The organism is Shewanella sp., from assembly GCF_051658185.1.
Taxonomy (GTDB): Bacteria; Pseudomonadota; Gammaproteobacteria; order Enterobacterales; family Shewanellaceae; genus Shewanella.
In genome coordinates, this window is the sequence record NZ_JBOFMC010000033.1 from 1 (window position 1) to 16,698 (window position 16,698).

Genomic DNA, 16,698 nt, shown 5'->3' on the forward strand with positions numbered 1-16,698 from the left:
CCTCACCATTAACCTTAATCGAACTTAAAAAGATAAAACGTTTAACACCCGCTGCTGCCGCTTGCCGTGCTAAATTAAGCGTGCCATGGTAGTTTACCGCCATATATTGCTCAAGTGGATCTTCTGCTGAATCTTGCATTATATGTGCACGGGCAGCACCGTGAATAAAAACATCCACGCCATTAAGATCAATAGTAAATTCGCGATTCAAATCACAATAAAGATGCTTAACTGCATTATCGATGGCATTTCGACCAACAGCAATTATATCCATTGAAAAAGAATGAATAATATTTAATGAAATGGACCGACCTACAAATCCACCACAGCCAGACAAAGCAATCATTTTTTTAGTCATTCTGTTTAGGTCGCCTCAAAAGTTCAAGTAGCTTAAATGGTATTTTTGTCAACAGAAAAATTATATTTGTATATACACCATTATCCTGGCATGCCTTTATTATTTCTCTATTTAAAGTTATTGTACTTTTAATGCCGCCTGTACTCACCCCTCCCATTCTCATTCTGACAAATACAGAATTAACATGCCTATACTTAGCTTTGCCTATCAATATTGCTCTAACAAAAAACTCGTAATCGGCAGATATTTTAAATTTTGTTTTATATAATCCTATTTTTTCATATAACGATTTTCTAATGAATGTTGCAGGGTGAGGTGGCATCCAACCAAATCGAAGTAAATTTCCTTTGAACTTTGGTAAAGCGTAATATCTTTTTATTTTTTGTAAATCATTTCCGTCAACAAAAACAACATCACCATAGATCATGTCTAATTTTTTGTCATCTTTCATTGAATTAACAACATCTGTCAAAACAGTTTTAGTTTCATAAAAATCATCTGAATTTAATATCCCAACTATATCGCCTGTCGCCAAACTAATACCCTTGTTCATCGCATCATAGATGCCACGATCAGGCTCACTAATAACTACCGATATATTATCTTTATACTCATCAATTATTTCTAACGTCCGATCTTTAGATGCACCATCGACAATAATATATTCTACATTAGAATGATCTTGTGCCAGAACAGATTCAATAGTATCACGTATAGTTTTTTCACTATTATAGCAAACAGTTATAATTGAAATCTTCACACCAAGCCACCAGTTACATGATTACTAACAATTGCTACTTTAGCAGAGCAACTCATTTGCCATTTTTCAATACCGGCGGGTATAAAAACTGACTGACCCTTATTCAGGATTAATACTTCATTCTCATACCTTAATTCAGCATTTCCATCTAAAACAAATAATATTTTAGCGTTACTCATAACAACTTCATGCTTATGTTTTTCATACAGTAAAAATGAAAAGTCTGAAGCCGGCACATGAAATATAGATACTCCATTTTCTTGCTCCGCTACTGTTAGCATTCTTTCTCGTTCGATTGGCATAAATAATGTGTGTCTAATCAATTCATCAACATCTATATGCTTAGATGTTAAACCAGCTCGTAATACATTATCAGAACTTGCCATCACCTCCAATCCCGTGCCGCGTACATAAGCATGGGGGGTACAAGCATCTAAATACATCGCTTGTCCTGGTAATAAGGTCAACACATTCAACATTAATGGGGCAAACAAACCAATATCATTCGGATAAATTGCCGCCAGATGCGTAATCAAGGCAAAAGTCTCTTCCGCTGAATGCCGTTGCGCATAAGGTAATAACTGTTCCAATGCCGCAATTTTATCCTGATTAGCGAGCGTTAACATCGCTTGGAAAAATTTTTGCAAACCTTGTGGATTTTGATCTTTCGCAAATGCCGAAACTAGATCCACTAACACAGACATATTCACGCGCTGAAATAATTCAATAATCTCAGCATAGGGTCGAAAGCCATTCATTGCTTGGTAATCAGTTAGTGCATATACTAACTCAGGCTTATGGTTAGGATCTTTAAAATTTCTATTCGCAGCATTTAAAGGGATACCTAATGCGTTTTCTTGTGCAAAGCCCATCTCGGCCTGAACTTTACTCGGATGCACTTGTACAGAAAGTGCTTGCTCCGCGCAAAGCACTTTAAATAAAAATGGCAGCGCACCAAAGTTTTCTACTGTGCGCGCACCCAACATAGCCTGCGGATCTTGTGCAATTAATTTATCTAAACCCAGCCATTGACCATCATGCTGTACCATTGAACAACCGTTAACATGCGCCCCCATCCATAATTCAGCTTGTGGTTGTTGTAAATAGTTTTCAATGCCAAACAACTGGGCTAAAGAAGTTACACTACCCCATGCATAATTTTGAATGGGATTTTTCATCAAATAAAATGCTTGCATTGTATGCCTAATAATTTTCGTTAATCGATTGTTTACTAATTTTCACCGCTTGGATACAAGTAGTAAAAACACATAAGCAATCCATCTCAATCAGGGTACTAGTGTGTACCCTGCTCACATTCAGCTTAATGTAATAATTTTTGACAACACTTGTGTGACTAATGCTTGCGCTTGTTTTACCGAAGCCGATTCAGCATAACAACGTAATTCAGGTGCATTACCAGACGCCCGCAAATGAATAATATCCTTATTCGCTAAGGTAACACGCAAACCATCGGTGTTATCGGTACTTGCAATAACTTCATAAAAACCTAACTTCGCCAATAATTGTTGTGGCGCGGTTAAACCTTGCGCTAATATATCTTGACTACGCTTGATTGCAAAATCTTTAATTCGATCAGAATACGTATACCGCGCAGGTAATGCGCCGACTAATGGCGAAATAGCGTCTTTCCCCGCCGCCGCAAGTAACATTAAAAATGGCAAAACAGCATCTCGGGTTGGCAGTGCCGCTAATGTAGCATCGCCTAATTTTATTTTCGAACCCAATAAAAAGCCACCATTTGCTTCAAAACCAGCAATGTGCTTAAATTTTTGCGCCAATGCTGTAAACTCAACAATAACATATGGCGAACCAATTTTTGTTAATTTTATCTGCGCAAAATCGCGATCACCGGCGATGATGCTATTGCTACTAACAGGAATAGCCAACGCTTCAATTTTTAACGCTTTGGCACATAGCAAGCCTAAAATATCACCCCGCAACCACTCGCCATGCTCATCGGCAACTAAAGGCCTATCACCATCACCATCCGTAGAAAAAATAGCATCTAATTGATACTGCTTTGACCACTTCCGTGCTTTTTGCTTATCCTCTTCTGCCACCGCCTCGGTATCAATCGGCACAAACTCATCACTACGTTCAATACGAATAACTTCAGCACCTAACGATGCGAATAACGGCGCATATAAATCTCGCCCCGCACTTGAATGTTCATAAATACCAATTCGTTTACCGGCTAATAATGTTGTATTAAAAAATTCAGTGTAACGTTGACAATACGCTTGCGCAGCCTCAACAGAGTAACTTAATTCAGGTAAATCGGCTAAGCGAGAAAAATTGTCCTCGGCAGCAAGAATGGCCAGCTCGTCCGCCTTGGTGATTTCACCTTGCGGACGATAAAATTTTAAGCCATTTCGATCAAATGGAATATGGCTGCCCGTTACCATAATACAAGGCATGTTGTCCTGCATCGCTTTAAATGCTAAAGCCGGTGTCGGAATTACACCGTAATAAATCGGCGCAATTCCCGCTTGGATAAGGGCTGCCGCACAAGCTTGCGCCATAGCATAACTGCTGGGGCGATTATCAATCGCCAAGGCTAATTTAGTAACATCACATTCTTTACGCAGCACAGCGACAAACGCATGCGTAAATGCCGCGCACACTTCGGATGTAAAATCCACAACTAATCCGCGGGCACCACTGGTGCCAAACGCCACTCCGCTACCAGCAATAATATTTTTTGTTTTTAGCATCATTTAACCTTATCTGCTAAATAGCATCTAATGCCTCAATAGCCAGCACCATGTGAAGGCACACGCACCACATCATCTTCCGCTAAATAAATCCCGGTTCGCACTTCAATCATAACCAACGGGAGTTGGCCTGGATTTTCTATAGCATGTGCTACGCCGAGTGGAATATAAGTGGATTGATTTTCACTAATAATAAAGCTTTCATCACCACGATAAACTCGTGCGGTACCAGAAACCACCACCCAATGCTCAGCACGATGATGATGAATTTGCACAGCCGTTTTTTGTCCCGGCTTAACAGTTACCTGTTTTACATGATAACGTTCGCCATCGGTAATCGCATCATGACTGCCCCATGGCCGGAATACTTCCCGATGTTGCAATTGCTCTGGGCGTTGGCTCTGCTTTAATTGATTTACAATGCCTTTTATATCTTGCACTTTATCTTTATGCGCAACCAATACCGCATCTTTAGTTTCTACGACGACGACATCATCAATACCCACCGTAGCCACTAAACGATGCTGGCCATAAATAAAACTATTTCGCGTTTGTTCTGTTAACACATCGCCTTGCAGCACATTTCCTTGCGTATCTTTTGCACTAACATCCCACAGCGCAGACCAAGACCCGACATCACTCCAACTCGCATCAAGCGGCATCACCACAGCATTAGCCGTTTTTTCCATCACCGCATAGTCAATCGAATCATCTGGACAAGCAGCAAAAGCATTAGGATCTAGACGAATAAACTCCAAATCTTTTTGTGCCAAGGTTAATGCTTGTTGGCAAGAGTTCACTATCTCTGGATGGTGTTTGCTTAATTCATTCAAATAGACTGAGGCTTTAAACAAGAACATACCGCTATTCCATAAATAGCGACCATCGGCCAAATAGCTTTGTGCCACAACTAAATCAGGTTTTTCTACAAAAGCGGCGACTTTACTCGCCCCACATTCAATTTGATCACCTTGCTTAATATAACCATAACCCGTTTCAGCGACTGTCGGCACGATGCCAAAGGTAACCAAATTACCTTGCTGCGCTAAAGGCATTGCGGCTTCGATTACTTGGCAAAAGACCTCTGGCTGTGCAATGACATGATCTGCGGCCAAAACCAATAATAACGGGTCTTCACCACGCGCTTGCGCTTGCAATGCAGCAATCGCCACCGCAGGTGCGGTATTACGTCCCACTGGCTCTAACGCAATACCACCGTGCGCAAGATTAGCTTTACGTAACTGCTCAGCCACGATGAAACGATGTTCTTGATTGCAAATGATAAACGCCGGTTGATGCGCTAGCGGGGCAATTCGCTGCAAAGTTTCTTGCAGCATGGTCGCCTCAGAGGTCAGAGCTAAAAACTGTTTCGGAAACAAAGTACGCGACAATGGCCAAAGGCGCGTGCCTGAGCCCCCAGCCATTACTACTGGCAATAACATGGCATTACGTCCTTTCTAAAAAATAATCTTTGCTGTGTTGATGCACGTCGTTGTCTTGCAACAACTCATCTACCGCAAACCAGCGGTATTGGTCGTGCTGGTTCACAGGCAGCACATCTTGCTGCCCTTGCCACACCAGCTCATATCCAAGCACCACGTAATGGGTGGAAAAATCATCGCCAGAGAAGTTGTCGTCATAAAAGTGTTCATAAGGGCCAAGAAAATGGGCACGTTCTCGGTGCGCGCTAAATCCCAATTCCTCTTGGGTCAAACGCAAAAATGCCGCATCCAAGCGCTCGTCTTTACGCACTCGACCACCGGGCACAAACCAACACCCTTGCGCCGGGCGATTTAACCGCCGCCCCAGCAACACCTGACCCTGTGCGTTGCGCACAATCAAATCAAGCGAGATAAGTGGCGTTGCCGCCACTATCTGTTGAAATTGCGCTTTATCTAACCAGTGATGCGGACGTGCTGCCTGTTTATTTACGAAAGGCATCTTGGTGCTCCAAAAACCACTGATAAGTCAGGCTTAGGCCGGCTTGCAATGAATGGGTGTAGCGCCACCCCAGATTGGCCAAGCGGCTGACATCCATCAATTTGCGCGGGGTGCCATCGGGTTTGCTGGCATCAAATACCACTTCACCAGCAAAGCCCACCACCTTAGCCATGGTCTGTGCCAATTCGCGAATGGTGCAATCGACCCCGGTGCCCACGTTAATATGAGAAAGCATCGGCTGGGTATTGGCCTGATAAATCTCATCAGCCAGCTCCATCACATGAATGCTGGCGGCCGCCATATCATCAACATGCAAAAACTCGCGCATCGGTGTGCCACTACCCCACACCACCACCTCATTGTCACCACGTAACTTGGCCTCGTGGAAGCGGCGCATCAGGGCCGGGATGACATGGGAATTTTCCGGGTGAAAGTTATCGTTTTCACCATACAAATTGGTGGGCATCACACTGCGATAATCGCGACCATATTGGCGGTTATACGATTCACACAATTTGATACCGGCGATCTTGGCGATGGCATAAGGCTCGTTGGTCGCTTCTAACGTACCGGTCAGCAGCGCATTTTCCGTCATCGGCTGGGCCGCCAACTTGGGATAAATGCACGACGAGCCTAAAAACAGCAACTTTTGCACGCCAGCCACATGTGCGGCGTGGATGATGTTGCACTCCATCATCAGGTTCTGGTAAATGAAGTCGGCAGGGTAACTGTTGTTGGCATGAATACCACCGACTTTTGCTGCAGCTAAATACACTTCATCAATAGACTGCTCAGCAAAAAATGCGCTTACTGCAACTGGGTTGGTTAAATCTAATTCGCTACGCGTGCGCACAATCAATTCAACATCATTACGCTGACTCAATTGCCGGCAAATAGCTGAACCGACCATGCCGCGATGGCCAGCCACAAACACGCGTTTTGTGGCCTTATCTGCACCAGTCATGCTTAATTCTCCAAAGAAATGCTCACATCAAAGCCGTGTGCTTTGAGCAACGCATGTTGCTTAGCTTTATTTAAATCATGCGCCACCATTTCTGCACACATCTCTTCTACTGTAATTTCTGGGACCCAACCTAATTTAGTTTTAGCTTTAGCAGGATCACCTAATAGCGTTTCTACTTCTGCCGGACGGAAATACCGTGGATCAACTTTAACAATAACGTCGCCGAGGTTAACTGCAGGCGCTAATTCAACATCTACTGCTGTTACCGTCGCAATTTCATTCACGCCTTCACCACTAAAGGTCAGCTCAATGCCCGCCTCTTTGGCCGACATCCGTACAAATTCACGCACTGAAATCTGTTTGCCGGTGGCAATCACAAAATCTTCTGCCGCATCTTGCTGCAGCATCATCCATTGCATGCGCACATAATCTTTGGCGTGGCCCCAGTCGCGCAGCGCATCCATATTGCCCAGATACAGGCAGCGTTCGAGGCCTTGGGCGATATTGGCGATGGCGCGGGTGATCTTGCGGGTCACAAAGGTTTCACCACGGCGTGGGGACTCATGATTGAACAGAATGCCGTTGCAAGCATACATGCCATAAGACTCGCGGTAATTTACCGTGATCCAGTAGGCATACATTTTGGCCACAGCATAAGGGGAACGTGGATAAAATGGTGTAGTTTCACGCTGAGGTGTTTCTTGCACTAAACCATACAACTCTGAAGTTGAGGCTTGATAAAAACGAGTTTTTTGCGCTAAACCATTCACGCGAATGGCTTCTAAAATACGCAAGGTGCCGATGGCATCCACATCTGCGGCATATTCCGGTGATTCAAAAGATACCGCCACATGGGACATAGCGCCCAGGTTATACACCTCATCAGGCGCGATTTCTTTGATTAAGCGGTTAAGGTTAGAGCTGTCAGACAAGTCACCATAGTGAAGGGTAATATTGTCGCTTAACTGGCGTAGGTGATCGATGCGGCTGGTGTTATAAGAAGAGGCGCGACGGATTAAACCGTGCACTTGATAACCCTTTTCAACCAATAATTCAGCTAAATAAGAACCGTCTTGGCCGGTGATGCCGGTGATGAATGCTACTTTCATTGATTAATACCTCTGTCAAAAAAACCAATAAGCCTCTGCTTCAAAATTCGCAAGGCGTTAGGTTTACCTAATAAACAACGCATCACTGCATTGCCAAAAAATAAAATAGAGTCTCGATAGAGCAAAAAAGAAGGATATTTAGCTAACAAAATCCGAAATATTTTTCCCTGTCCCGACGCATAAGTTAAATGCTTATCATAACTTAATGATCTTTTCGGATGAAAAACATAACACTCATCGGCCTCAAACACATGGCAGGCTTTTATTTTCTGTAGATAGTCGAATAAAAACAAAACATCTTCACCACTTTTAAAGCGAGTATTTTGGCCAGGGCCGAATGCCTCATTAAAAATGATTCCATCGACATCTGAAACCTTCAACAAATAAGACCCAATATATGTATTATATATTGGGTTAATTTTCCTTTTCTTACCATGCAACTCTGTTTTTTCAGCAAAACAATCAATAACACTGTCTGAAAATCTAACTTTGACTTTAGGATGTGTATATCTGTTAGACGAAATGAACTCAGCGCTATTTTTAGGCCAAAAGATTGACGCGTCATGAAACAAAATAAATTCTGCACTGATTTCCTTGGCGTGCTCTAAGCATAAATTTCTCGCATTTGACACACCCATAAAATCGGTTTCAAACAAATGGAGGTAATCAGGAAAATCAGCATTTAATATTTTTACATCTTTATTGCCCTGTAACACTACATAAACAAAAGCATTCCCCCCCCAAGCATCGACTATATGCTGGAATGAGCGAACCAATGTTTTTTTATGTGCGAGCCAATCCGTTTTGGTAAGGCAAACACCAACCAGTAAATCTACACCACATTTAGATTTACTCATTTATTTTAACCTTACCAGCCAATTTTTTAAGTAATGGTATGGCCATGCCATTACCCCCCGACGACTAAGTAAGATTTTTTGTGTAAATTTTAAATCAGAACGCCACACCGCCTGTAATCGCTCCTGCCACATGCGTGCTTTATTGGATGCTTGTGAACTGACACCAGTAGTATCAAAATTTGCGATACAGAGATCCAATGCCTTGGGCTTGAGTTGTGGCCATACAGACAGCAGATGCGCATAATCAGCACAAAAACGATAGCGTAGATCATAACCATGCTCGAATAAAGAGCGATGATAAATCATGCTTTGGTGGTTTATCATATGAGATACAAGAAAAGGTAATGAACAAACTTGCTTATGTTCAACTCCATCAGCTTTATGTGAGCCGTAAAGCATATTTATATCGTCGGTAGCGCTGTTAATTTCATCCAATAAAGCTGAAAGTACATTTTTACCTTCAAAAGTGTCACCTGCATTTAAAAAATAAATCCAATCACCAGATGATAAATTAATGCCTTTATTCATTGCATCGTAGATACCAGCATCTTTTTCACTAATAAATTTTGAAACAATACTGATATTATTCTGTATAACATCAACGGTATTGTCGGTTGAGCCGCCATCGACAATTATAAGCTCAAACCTGTCTATGTTTAATAAATTAGAAGTGCGTACACTTCTAATTGTTTTGAGCAAGCCAGTAGAATCATTATAATTTACACTTATAACACTTAGCTCAGGCATAAAAAACACCATTTGAGTTAGAGTTTTTATTTATGGCTTTTTTTTTCATAGCCCAAAACTCCAATAAAAAAACATACCGCCACAACTAAAGAGTATCCATATGAATAAGCATATGGCCGTTGTAAAAGCAATGCGACCACCGATATATTAATTAAATTAAGCCCACCTCTTGTTCGATAAATTGCTGTAATTAAAAAACCTGCAACAATAAAATAATAATAAAAAGAATTAAAGATACCATAATGGACTAATGGTGATAGGAAATTCTCACCATATGGTGGATATAAATGGGAACACAGGTTATCACCAGATATACATCTATCATCTAGACCGAATAAAAAGGCTTTAGGATGCTCGTTAACTAAATTGAATGCATTAATTATTCGCTCAGACCTATTGTCGCCAGAAATCGAGCCATCTTGACTAACTTCAAGTCTAGACATTATAAAAGTATCAAATGCCTCAGTATTATATAAGTATGGAAGAACAAAAAGAGCAATTAAAACCACAATAAACATTACATACAGTTTATTTTTTAATGGCATTATTTTTGAAGAAAAAAAGAATATAAATATAAATATAAAGTGCGCCAAACTAAAGGTTATAGAACCTAGAGCCAATAGTATATGTGTTATTTTTTTTCTTTTATTTAAAGCGTCGCGCAAATAAGCAGTAACACAAATAAAGAATGAGAGGGCACCTGGTTCATCAAAAAAGCCAGTAGGTCTAATTAAATTCCCAACTTTATAATTTGTCATGGTTGTTAAATATAAAAAACCGTGTCGGCCATCAGGATTAATAACCTCAAGTATACTTACACCACCGTTAAGAGCATATACAAACCCAACCCATGATAAAAATGAAATAACCAGCAATGAAAAAGTCAATGAACTTATTACATCAGATAAATATCGTTCACATATTATTTTGGCAACAATAAGAGATAAGGTGCAATATATGCTAATCGTTATGAAATTAGCATTTTGCCATGCTAAACCCAGTAATACTGATGATGCAATAATTAAAAAAAATAACGTAATCAATTTATAATCGATATGAACGTTATAATTCAAAATAATGATACTCGCGAGAGTAAAGAGAAAAATAATATTACCAGGAATGCCTATGAAATAAACAAATAATGGTGATAACGATACCAATATCGCAAGCAAAAATAAAAAGGATGTTACTTTTGATCTAACAAAACCATATCTACCTATTGATTGCATAATAAACCTTACAATAAAGCTTAACAACCTGATCCCATGACCTACAACTTAAGCTTCTCTGGAAAAGAAGCTCTTTACGATTTTCATGTCGTAGTGTACTGCTAAGCGCATAACCAAGTTGACTAAATGAAATATTACTAACTAACTTACCATCATATTCATCAACAATTAAATCCTTCATCCCACCAATATTAAACGCAACACAAGGCGTGCCACAGGCCAATGATTCGACCAAGGTATTAGGTAGATTATCTTGCAGAGAAGGGGCGACAAAAAGATCTGCGGCGTTATAAAGCAAACAGAGACTGATATCGTCGTGCAAGCGCCCCATATAGTGAGTCTTGATCCCAGTCACTTGTCCCGCATCACCGCGGCTGGCACCAAACACCACCAGCTCTATCTGCTCCGCTCCCCCCTCGGTTTTGAGCTGTTGCAATGCCGGGATCAGCAGGTGATAACCCTTACGGGGATCCGAGGTACTCGACATGGCGCCAAACAGCAGCAACTGCTTGTCTTGTGGCAACCCAAATGCTTCACGGGCCAGCTCGCGGGGCAGCGGGCGGTACACGTTGTGATCAATACAGTTGCTGATTACCGTCACCGGCATCTCGGCAAACAGGGTACTTTGCCGAACACAGTCAGCAAGCCAGTTGCTGGGGGTGACAATCTGAAATGACTTGCCAGCCCATACCTTTTGCTTACGCATAAAGGTCCAGCGATCGAGATCCAGCCCGACATGTTGCTCATGGCGGCTCTCGCGGCTATACCCCATTCGATAACGTTGCGATGGCTTGTCATCGTCGTAATGTTCGGCCCCGCTAAAAGCCCACATATCGTGCAGCGTCCAGACTACCGGCTGGCTAATACGACCAATCTCGCCTACTGATAACATCTCGCCCCCCAGCCAGTGCAGGTTGACCACGTCGGGGGCTAATTTGGCGATTTCACGCAGCAAGCCTGAAGGAAACAGGTTGAGTGAATGGTGTACCGTATTAGGGGTTTTCTGGCCGCGCAAGATCAGACGGCTCAATGCGGATACCAGCTTGATCCGCAACTGACGCATACCGGAAACCGTATGCACAAAGGGATCATCCGAACATTTGTTGATCACCAGCATGTGGCTATCGACACCCTGGCTACGCTGTGCCTGATGTAAACGAAAGGCAGCGCGCGCGGCACCACCATCCAGATCGCTATAGCAAATGTGAAGGATCCTCATGCCTTTTCCCCCTGCAGTTTTGCCAACAACGCAGGGACAAAGCCAAGCTGTTCCATGGCAATAGGCATGGCAGGAGGTGCATCCAGTGCGCTTTCTAGCGCAGTCACTAATTCTTCAACTTTGAGATCCGTCATGCCCAGCAGCGGCGCACCAAAGCGCTCAGCCAGAGAACGAACCTTGCCCTTGCCCAAGGTGTAGTCCAAGCCCACCGAGTTCAAACCGAGCCCCAAGCCAAATACCAACGAGTGAAAGCGCATGGCCAACAACGCATCAGCTTCTCTGAATGCTACGCAATAGGGGAGCGGTGCCATTTCAGGCCCCAGCAACGAGTAGTCAAGAGAAGCTTCGAGTTTGGGTTGTTGACGAAACAGGCGACGATAGAACCAGCGGTCATCCGACCCGAAGTGATTGGTACACATAGGCAGTGGTCGGATCACCAGATTGGGGCGTTTGGTTGCCAACTGAGTTAACGCCTCTACAACCACCCGTTCATAGTTATCGCGAATGGCCAACGCTTGGGCAAGGGGAATATGACTGGCATACTCCTGATAGGGGAAATCACGCAACCCCAACAACAGGGTCTGGCGCTCGGGATCTTGCGTCTTGTTTGGCAATTGCCCAGCGATGCTGGCCAACCAGGTAAAGGCCGGATCTTCTGCCACTGGATCTTGCGCAGCATCCACACCAATCTGTTGCGCGTAGTCGCGCGAACGGACATCCCGGTAGACCCTGATATCCGCCAATCGCAAGATGGTCGCGATGCTGTTGTTGTGCCAAGTATCCCCTAGTGGGCCGACACCACAACCAGCCACTATCGTACGTGCTTGCCCCTGCTTGGCGCGCTCAAAAATGGCTTGCATGGGAGCCAGTGCATCAATTGCCATCAAAGGACCGCCACCAAACACCACATAATCCATGTGACGGGCAAGACCAATCCCCTCCTCCGGAGCCACAATTCGGGTATTACGAAATTCCGGCATCTGACGACGAGTCATTTCGCTGATATAGGGATAGAGAGCAACCACAACAAACCGAGTATCTTCCCCAAGCTGCTGTCTCAGCGCATGCATCACCCCACCGATGATCCCCTTGTCGCCCAAGGTTTCGGTACCATACCAGCCACAGATAAGGACCTGTTTTCCTTCAACGGATACATGCGGACGATCACCTTGAGCACGATAATATTGAAGTTGCTTACTGTAACCATGGCGGTGGCGATAACGATTGAGCGTTGCAAACCCGGGCACTCGACGCAACTTCTCTTTAAGACCAATCCGCTCATCAATCCGCGCTACCATCATCCGACGATAAACAGCTGGACTGGGCAAACCAACGTAGTCATGGTGGCAATTGGCACACTCATTGGCGAGGATATCGTTTAAATGAGGTTGATTGCCAAAATAGGCCTGCATAGGATCCCCATCGGCAATATTACTCATCAAAGCTTTACTTTTAACCGCACAATATGCGAGTTCGCCTTTGGCAGTAATGGTAGCACCACGATGCTGCCAGTCACATCCCGCCGCCCGCGGTTTGTCGTGCAGAATTTGGTCAATCAGTGAACGATAGAAGAAACGCTGCAACGGGCTCGGCTCGTAATACTTGATGAGCCCTTCGAGAAACTCAACAAACTCATATTTTTCTTCAAAAGTTAACGCATATGGGTCTAACAAATTCTCTGTATATAGCCGCTGATGGGGGACTCCTTGACGGTACTTGATATACAACTCATGATTGACACAAAATTCGAATAAATCTGCTAGGTGGTAAACATTCTCCCGAATGACGGTACAACCAATCCTGACGTTATCCACTCCGTCAAAGTCACTCAGAAATGCCAGGACCTTCTTGGCATTTTCAAAATTTCCGGAGCGGCCACGCACTCGGTCATGCACATCGCCGAAGCCATCCAGTGAAACCATGACATCAAAATGCTTGCCACGGGATTTGACCAGACGCCCCATCTTTTCAATCTGTTCGATTACTTGCAGATATTTGTAGGCATTGGTGATGAGAGACACTTGCTTAAGATTCGGCAATTGCTCGAGCACTACCTCAACCAGCTCAAGCAAGTCATTACGCAAAGTAGGCTCACCACCGTTAAAACCGATCCCTTCAACGTGGCTGAATAGCTCACTGCTCAATCCTTTGCGTAAATCCTCTACCTTGATATCTTGACTTTGCTTGTTCTCCCAAATGCGACACATCTGACAGCGAGAGTTACAAATATCAATGACCGGGAACTGAATTACGATTGGTTTTTCTAACACAGCACCAGATTGTAAAAATGAGTGCCGCATATGTTTATAAATAGATTTAAGCTTCATAATAAAATTATTTCCGGTCACGGACGAATTGATAGAGATGAATGGGTAAAAAAGCACGGCTTTTGAGCCAAAACATTGGCCTAAGCTGAGGATGCAGTAGATCAAAGAAGTAGAATGCAGCGGCAAGCCCAGCAACGGTAGCACAAGCAGAACCTGTGACACCATAAAGCGGAATCAACATCCAGTTCGCCACAGCACTCACTGCAAGACCAAACAAATTACGCTGCAAATTCAATTTAAGCTTTCGTTCTGCCACTAACCAAGAGCCAGAGGCAATCCCCATGCAAAGGAAAATCCCCCCCCAAGTGTGCAATACAATCACGTTGGCACTTTCGGCATACGTTGAACCAAAGAGCAGAGCAACAATCCAGTCAGCTGTCAGGCTGAAAAAGAGGGCAACAGCGACGGAAAGTATTATCAAAAAAGACATCAACGCTCGAATGCCCTCAAAGTAACGCTCGTATGATAAGTTGCGTAATGACACCAATTTGGGAAACGTAGTTGCGATAATCGCCGATGGTAAAAAATACCAAGCCTCAGTAATCCTCGTTGCCGCAGAGTAGATTCCGACGCTCGCATCACCTGATAGCCACTGCAGGAAGATTTGATCAAGTCGCATAAAGAGTATCGCCCCGAAACCTGCAATAATTTCGGGCCAAGACTCCATCGCCAACTCGGCACCTTGCTGTATTTTAGCCTGTGCAGGGGCAATAGATATATGGTGTCTTCTGATAAAAAAAACATAAAAAAATATCGCTACTAGGAAATATTCTATCATCACCAACCAGACAAAGGCGATTAGTCCTCCATCAAGCAAAACAATAGCGATCTTGAGCAATGAGGTAATTAAAAATGTAGTTAGTCTACAAAGACTAATGACTTTGAAATCCGAGGTGCCTTGAGCATAGAAATCAAAAACATCAAATGAAATGAAAAACAACGAGAAAAAAATGATAACGACAAAGTGAATACTTTCAGGCAAGAATAATAAACTGAAAACGCTTGCCATAAGCCATAGAAACAGTGAGGCAGTTAGTCGCAGATAAAACGCTGTAACAACGGTGCTATTACAGCATAATTTATCTTCCAGGTGTTCGGCAACTTCTCTAACAATTATTCTATTAAGACCCAGTGAACTAAGCACCGAGGCAATCGTGAGAAGAGAAATATAGTAATTAAGTTGACCAAACCCGTCAGGCCCTAAGTTTCTGGCCATAAGGCTGCTAACTAGAACACCTATAATTAGACGACTACCTTTTTCAAGCAACATCCAAATTGTATTTTTAAAGACACTGCTTTTTTTTTGCATCGTAATAGAATAAACCTCTGATTATGAAAGTTGTAACATTAAAGATAAGAATAAACATTACACTTTTGGAAGCAAATTTCATATAAAGTATATCTATCACTTTTTTGAATTATTTATCCAAAAGAATGTTCCCTAGTCAAAATTATGTCGCGACCCGCAAGATTGTGTGATTTACGCACCAATTTGATAAACAGTTCAGGGCGTTTTTTCTGCCAAGCCTGCATCGCATCAATCGGTGATAAGTGCTCAAGAAAAATTAAGTGATCAAGAAAAATTAACTGTAAACTCAGTGCCATAACCATTTAGCATACAGGTTAATTTTTCATCGAAAGTTTCCTTGCCCCAAGCAATGAAACGATGCTTCGCTTCGCGCCAGACCATTTCGATTAAATTGAGCTCAGGACTGTATGCTGGCAAAAAAACTAGCAACATATAGTGCTGTAAAAACCACCGATTGAGGTGCTCATGGTCGATATGGTGATGAATACTCGCATTATCGAGCACAACAAAAGTGGGGGTTTGGCCATCTAGCTTCTTAGCTAAACTATCTAAAAAGCTAATGGTTACTTGGCGATTAATACTCCCAGTCACCTCCCTATACGCAAGCGTATTGTCGGCATAGTTCAAGGGTAACCGTTCACCGACAAGGGGTAACCGTTCACCGACAAGGGCTTGACACGCACAACTCGGCAGGAATGGGGTAATCCGTTTTCTCGATGCAGGCTCGGACGATGGCGCGCAGCCACTCTTGGGGGCAACGGCCCAGCCGTTTCGCTGTCTCCACCAACGACAGGATCCGCTGGCGAAACAACTCACCACGATGTGAACACACGCCGTAGCTCCCTTTGCGCCACAGCACATAGCCGCGCAGCGCTCGCTCCGCCTCATTGTTGGTTAGCGGAATATCGTCATCACCCATAAACCGCCACAGCATCTCGTCATCTTTGATGAGCCACTCGCAGCGCCCTCGGTAGCGCTTCGAGCACAACATGGCCCCTTGCTCCAGCTGCGTTAACCAGTGTTGCCGATAACGCCCGAGTCGGCGCAGATACCGCTCCCTGCCAAGGCCACCATGTTCATAGCGATGACGAACCCGAAAGACACTGTTGGCCAGCAGTACCAGCTTGGCACCAATCGGTTGAT

Annotated in this window: 16 protein-coding genes; all 16 read right to left on the reverse strand. The window is 43.5% G+C overall.

The window, feature by feature from the left end:
* Positions 1-358: NAD-dependent epimerase/dehydratase family protein (locus ACRCZA_RS01315; RefSeq protein ID WP_438672685.1), on the reverse strand; the 358-nt coding region annotated here is incomplete at its 3' end.
* A complete protein-coding gene (locus ACRCZA_RS01320) occupies positions 351-1,118 on the reverse strand; it encodes a glycosyltransferase family 2 protein (protein ID WP_438672686.1) in 768 nt (255 codons plus the stop codon). The genes ACRCZA_RS01320 and ACRCZA_RS01315, both read right to left, overlap by 8 nt.
* The gene (manA, locus tag ACRCZA_RS01325; protein WP_438672687.1) at positions 1,115-2,314 is read right to left on the reverse strand and encodes a mannose-6-phosphate isomerase, class I; all 1,200 of its coding nucleotides are present in this window, start codon (positions 2,312-2,314) and stop codon (positions 1,115-1,117) included. The genes ACRCZA_RS01320 and manA overlap by 4 nt, the downstream gene beginning before the upstream one ends.
* A gap of 120 nt (positions 2,315-2,434) precedes the next feature.
* The gene (locus tag ACRCZA_RS01330; protein WP_438672700.1) at positions 2,435-3,853 is read right to left on the reverse strand and encodes a phosphomannomutase; all 1,419 of its coding nucleotides are present in this window, start codon (positions 3,851-3,853) and stop codon (positions 2,435-2,437) included.
* Between the two features lie 35 nt (positions 3,854-3,888).
* Positions 3,889-5,295: a mannose-1-phosphate guanylyltransferase/mannose-6-phosphate isomerase gene (locus tag ACRCZA_RS01335; RefSeq protein WP_438672688.1), complete on the reverse strand. Its 1,407-nt coding sequence runs from the start codon at positions 5,293-5,295 to the stop codon at positions 3,889-3,891.
* Positions 5,296-5,299: 4 nt separating this feature from the next.
* The gene (locus ACRCZA_RS01340) at positions 5,300-5,794 is read right to left on the reverse strand and encodes a GDP-mannose mannosyl hydrolase (protein WP_438672689.1); all 495 of its coding nucleotides are present in this window, start codon (positions 5,792-5,794) and stop codon (positions 5,300-5,302) included.
* Entirely contained in the window at positions 5,778-6,758 is a 981-nt protein-coding gene (gene fcl / locus ACRCZA_RS01345; RefSeq protein WP_438672690.1) for a GDP-L-fucose synthase, read from the reverse strand. The genes ACRCZA_RS01340 and fcl overlap by 17 nt, the downstream gene beginning before the upstream one ends.
* Positions 6,759-6,760: 2 nt before the next feature.
* Positions 6,761-7,867, reverse strand: coding sequence for a GDP-mannose 4,6-dehydratase (gmd, locus tag ACRCZA_RS01350; RefSeq protein ID WP_438672691.1), 1,107 nt, complete (start codon positions 7,865-7,867; stop codon positions 6,761-6,763).
* Positions 7,864-8,724, reverse strand: coding sequence for a hypothetical protein (locus tag ACRCZA_RS01355; protein WP_438672692.1), 861 nt, complete (start codon positions 8,722-8,724; stop codon positions 7,864-7,866). Before ACRCZA_RS01355 ends, gmd begins: the two co-directional genes overlap by 4 nt.
* Positions 8,725-9,471, reverse strand: a complete 747-nt coding sequence (locus ACRCZA_RS01360; RefSeq protein WP_438672693.1) for a glycosyltransferase family 2 protein — start codon at positions 9,469-9,471, stop codon at positions 8,725-8,727.
* A gap of 26 nt (positions 9,472-9,497) precedes the next feature.
* On the reverse strand, positions 9,498-10,700 hold the full coding sequence (locus tag ACRCZA_RS01365) for a hypothetical protein (RefSeq protein ID WP_438672694.1): 1,203 nt from the start codon (positions 10,698-10,700) through the stop codon (positions 9,498-9,500).
* On the reverse strand, positions 10,684-11,919 hold the full coding sequence (locus ACRCZA_RS01370; protein ID WP_438672695.1) for a glycosyltransferase: 1,236 nt from the start codon (positions 11,917-11,919) through the stop codon (positions 10,684-10,686). Before ACRCZA_RS01370 ends, ACRCZA_RS01365 begins: the two co-directional genes overlap by 17 nt.
* Complete coding sequence (locus ACRCZA_RS01375) at positions 11,916-14,189, reverse strand: polysaccharide pyruvyl transferase family protein (protein WP_438672696.1); 2,274 nt, start codon at positions 14,187-14,189, stop codon at positions 11,916-11,918. The genes ACRCZA_RS01370 and ACRCZA_RS01375 overlap by 4 nt, the downstream gene beginning before the upstream one ends.
* A gap of 64 nt (positions 14,190-14,253) precedes the next feature.
* Positions 14,254-15,555, reverse strand: coding sequence for a flippase (locus ACRCZA_RS01380; protein WP_438672697.1), 1,302 nt, complete (start codon positions 15,553-15,555; stop codon positions 14,254-14,256).
* A 264-nt stretch (positions 15,556-15,819) separates the two neighbouring features.
* The gene (locus ACRCZA_RS01385; RefSeq protein WP_438672698.1) at positions 15,820-16,182 is read right to left on the reverse strand and encodes a transposase; all 363 of its coding nucleotides are present in this window, start codon (positions 16,180-16,182) and stop codon (positions 15,820-15,822) included.
* A 31-nt stretch (positions 16,183-16,213) separates the two neighbouring features.
* Positions 16,214-16,698 (reverse strand): IS66 family transposase (locus tag ACRCZA_RS01390; RefSeq protein ID WP_438672699.1); only part of this gene is annotated, 485 nt, incomplete at its 5' end.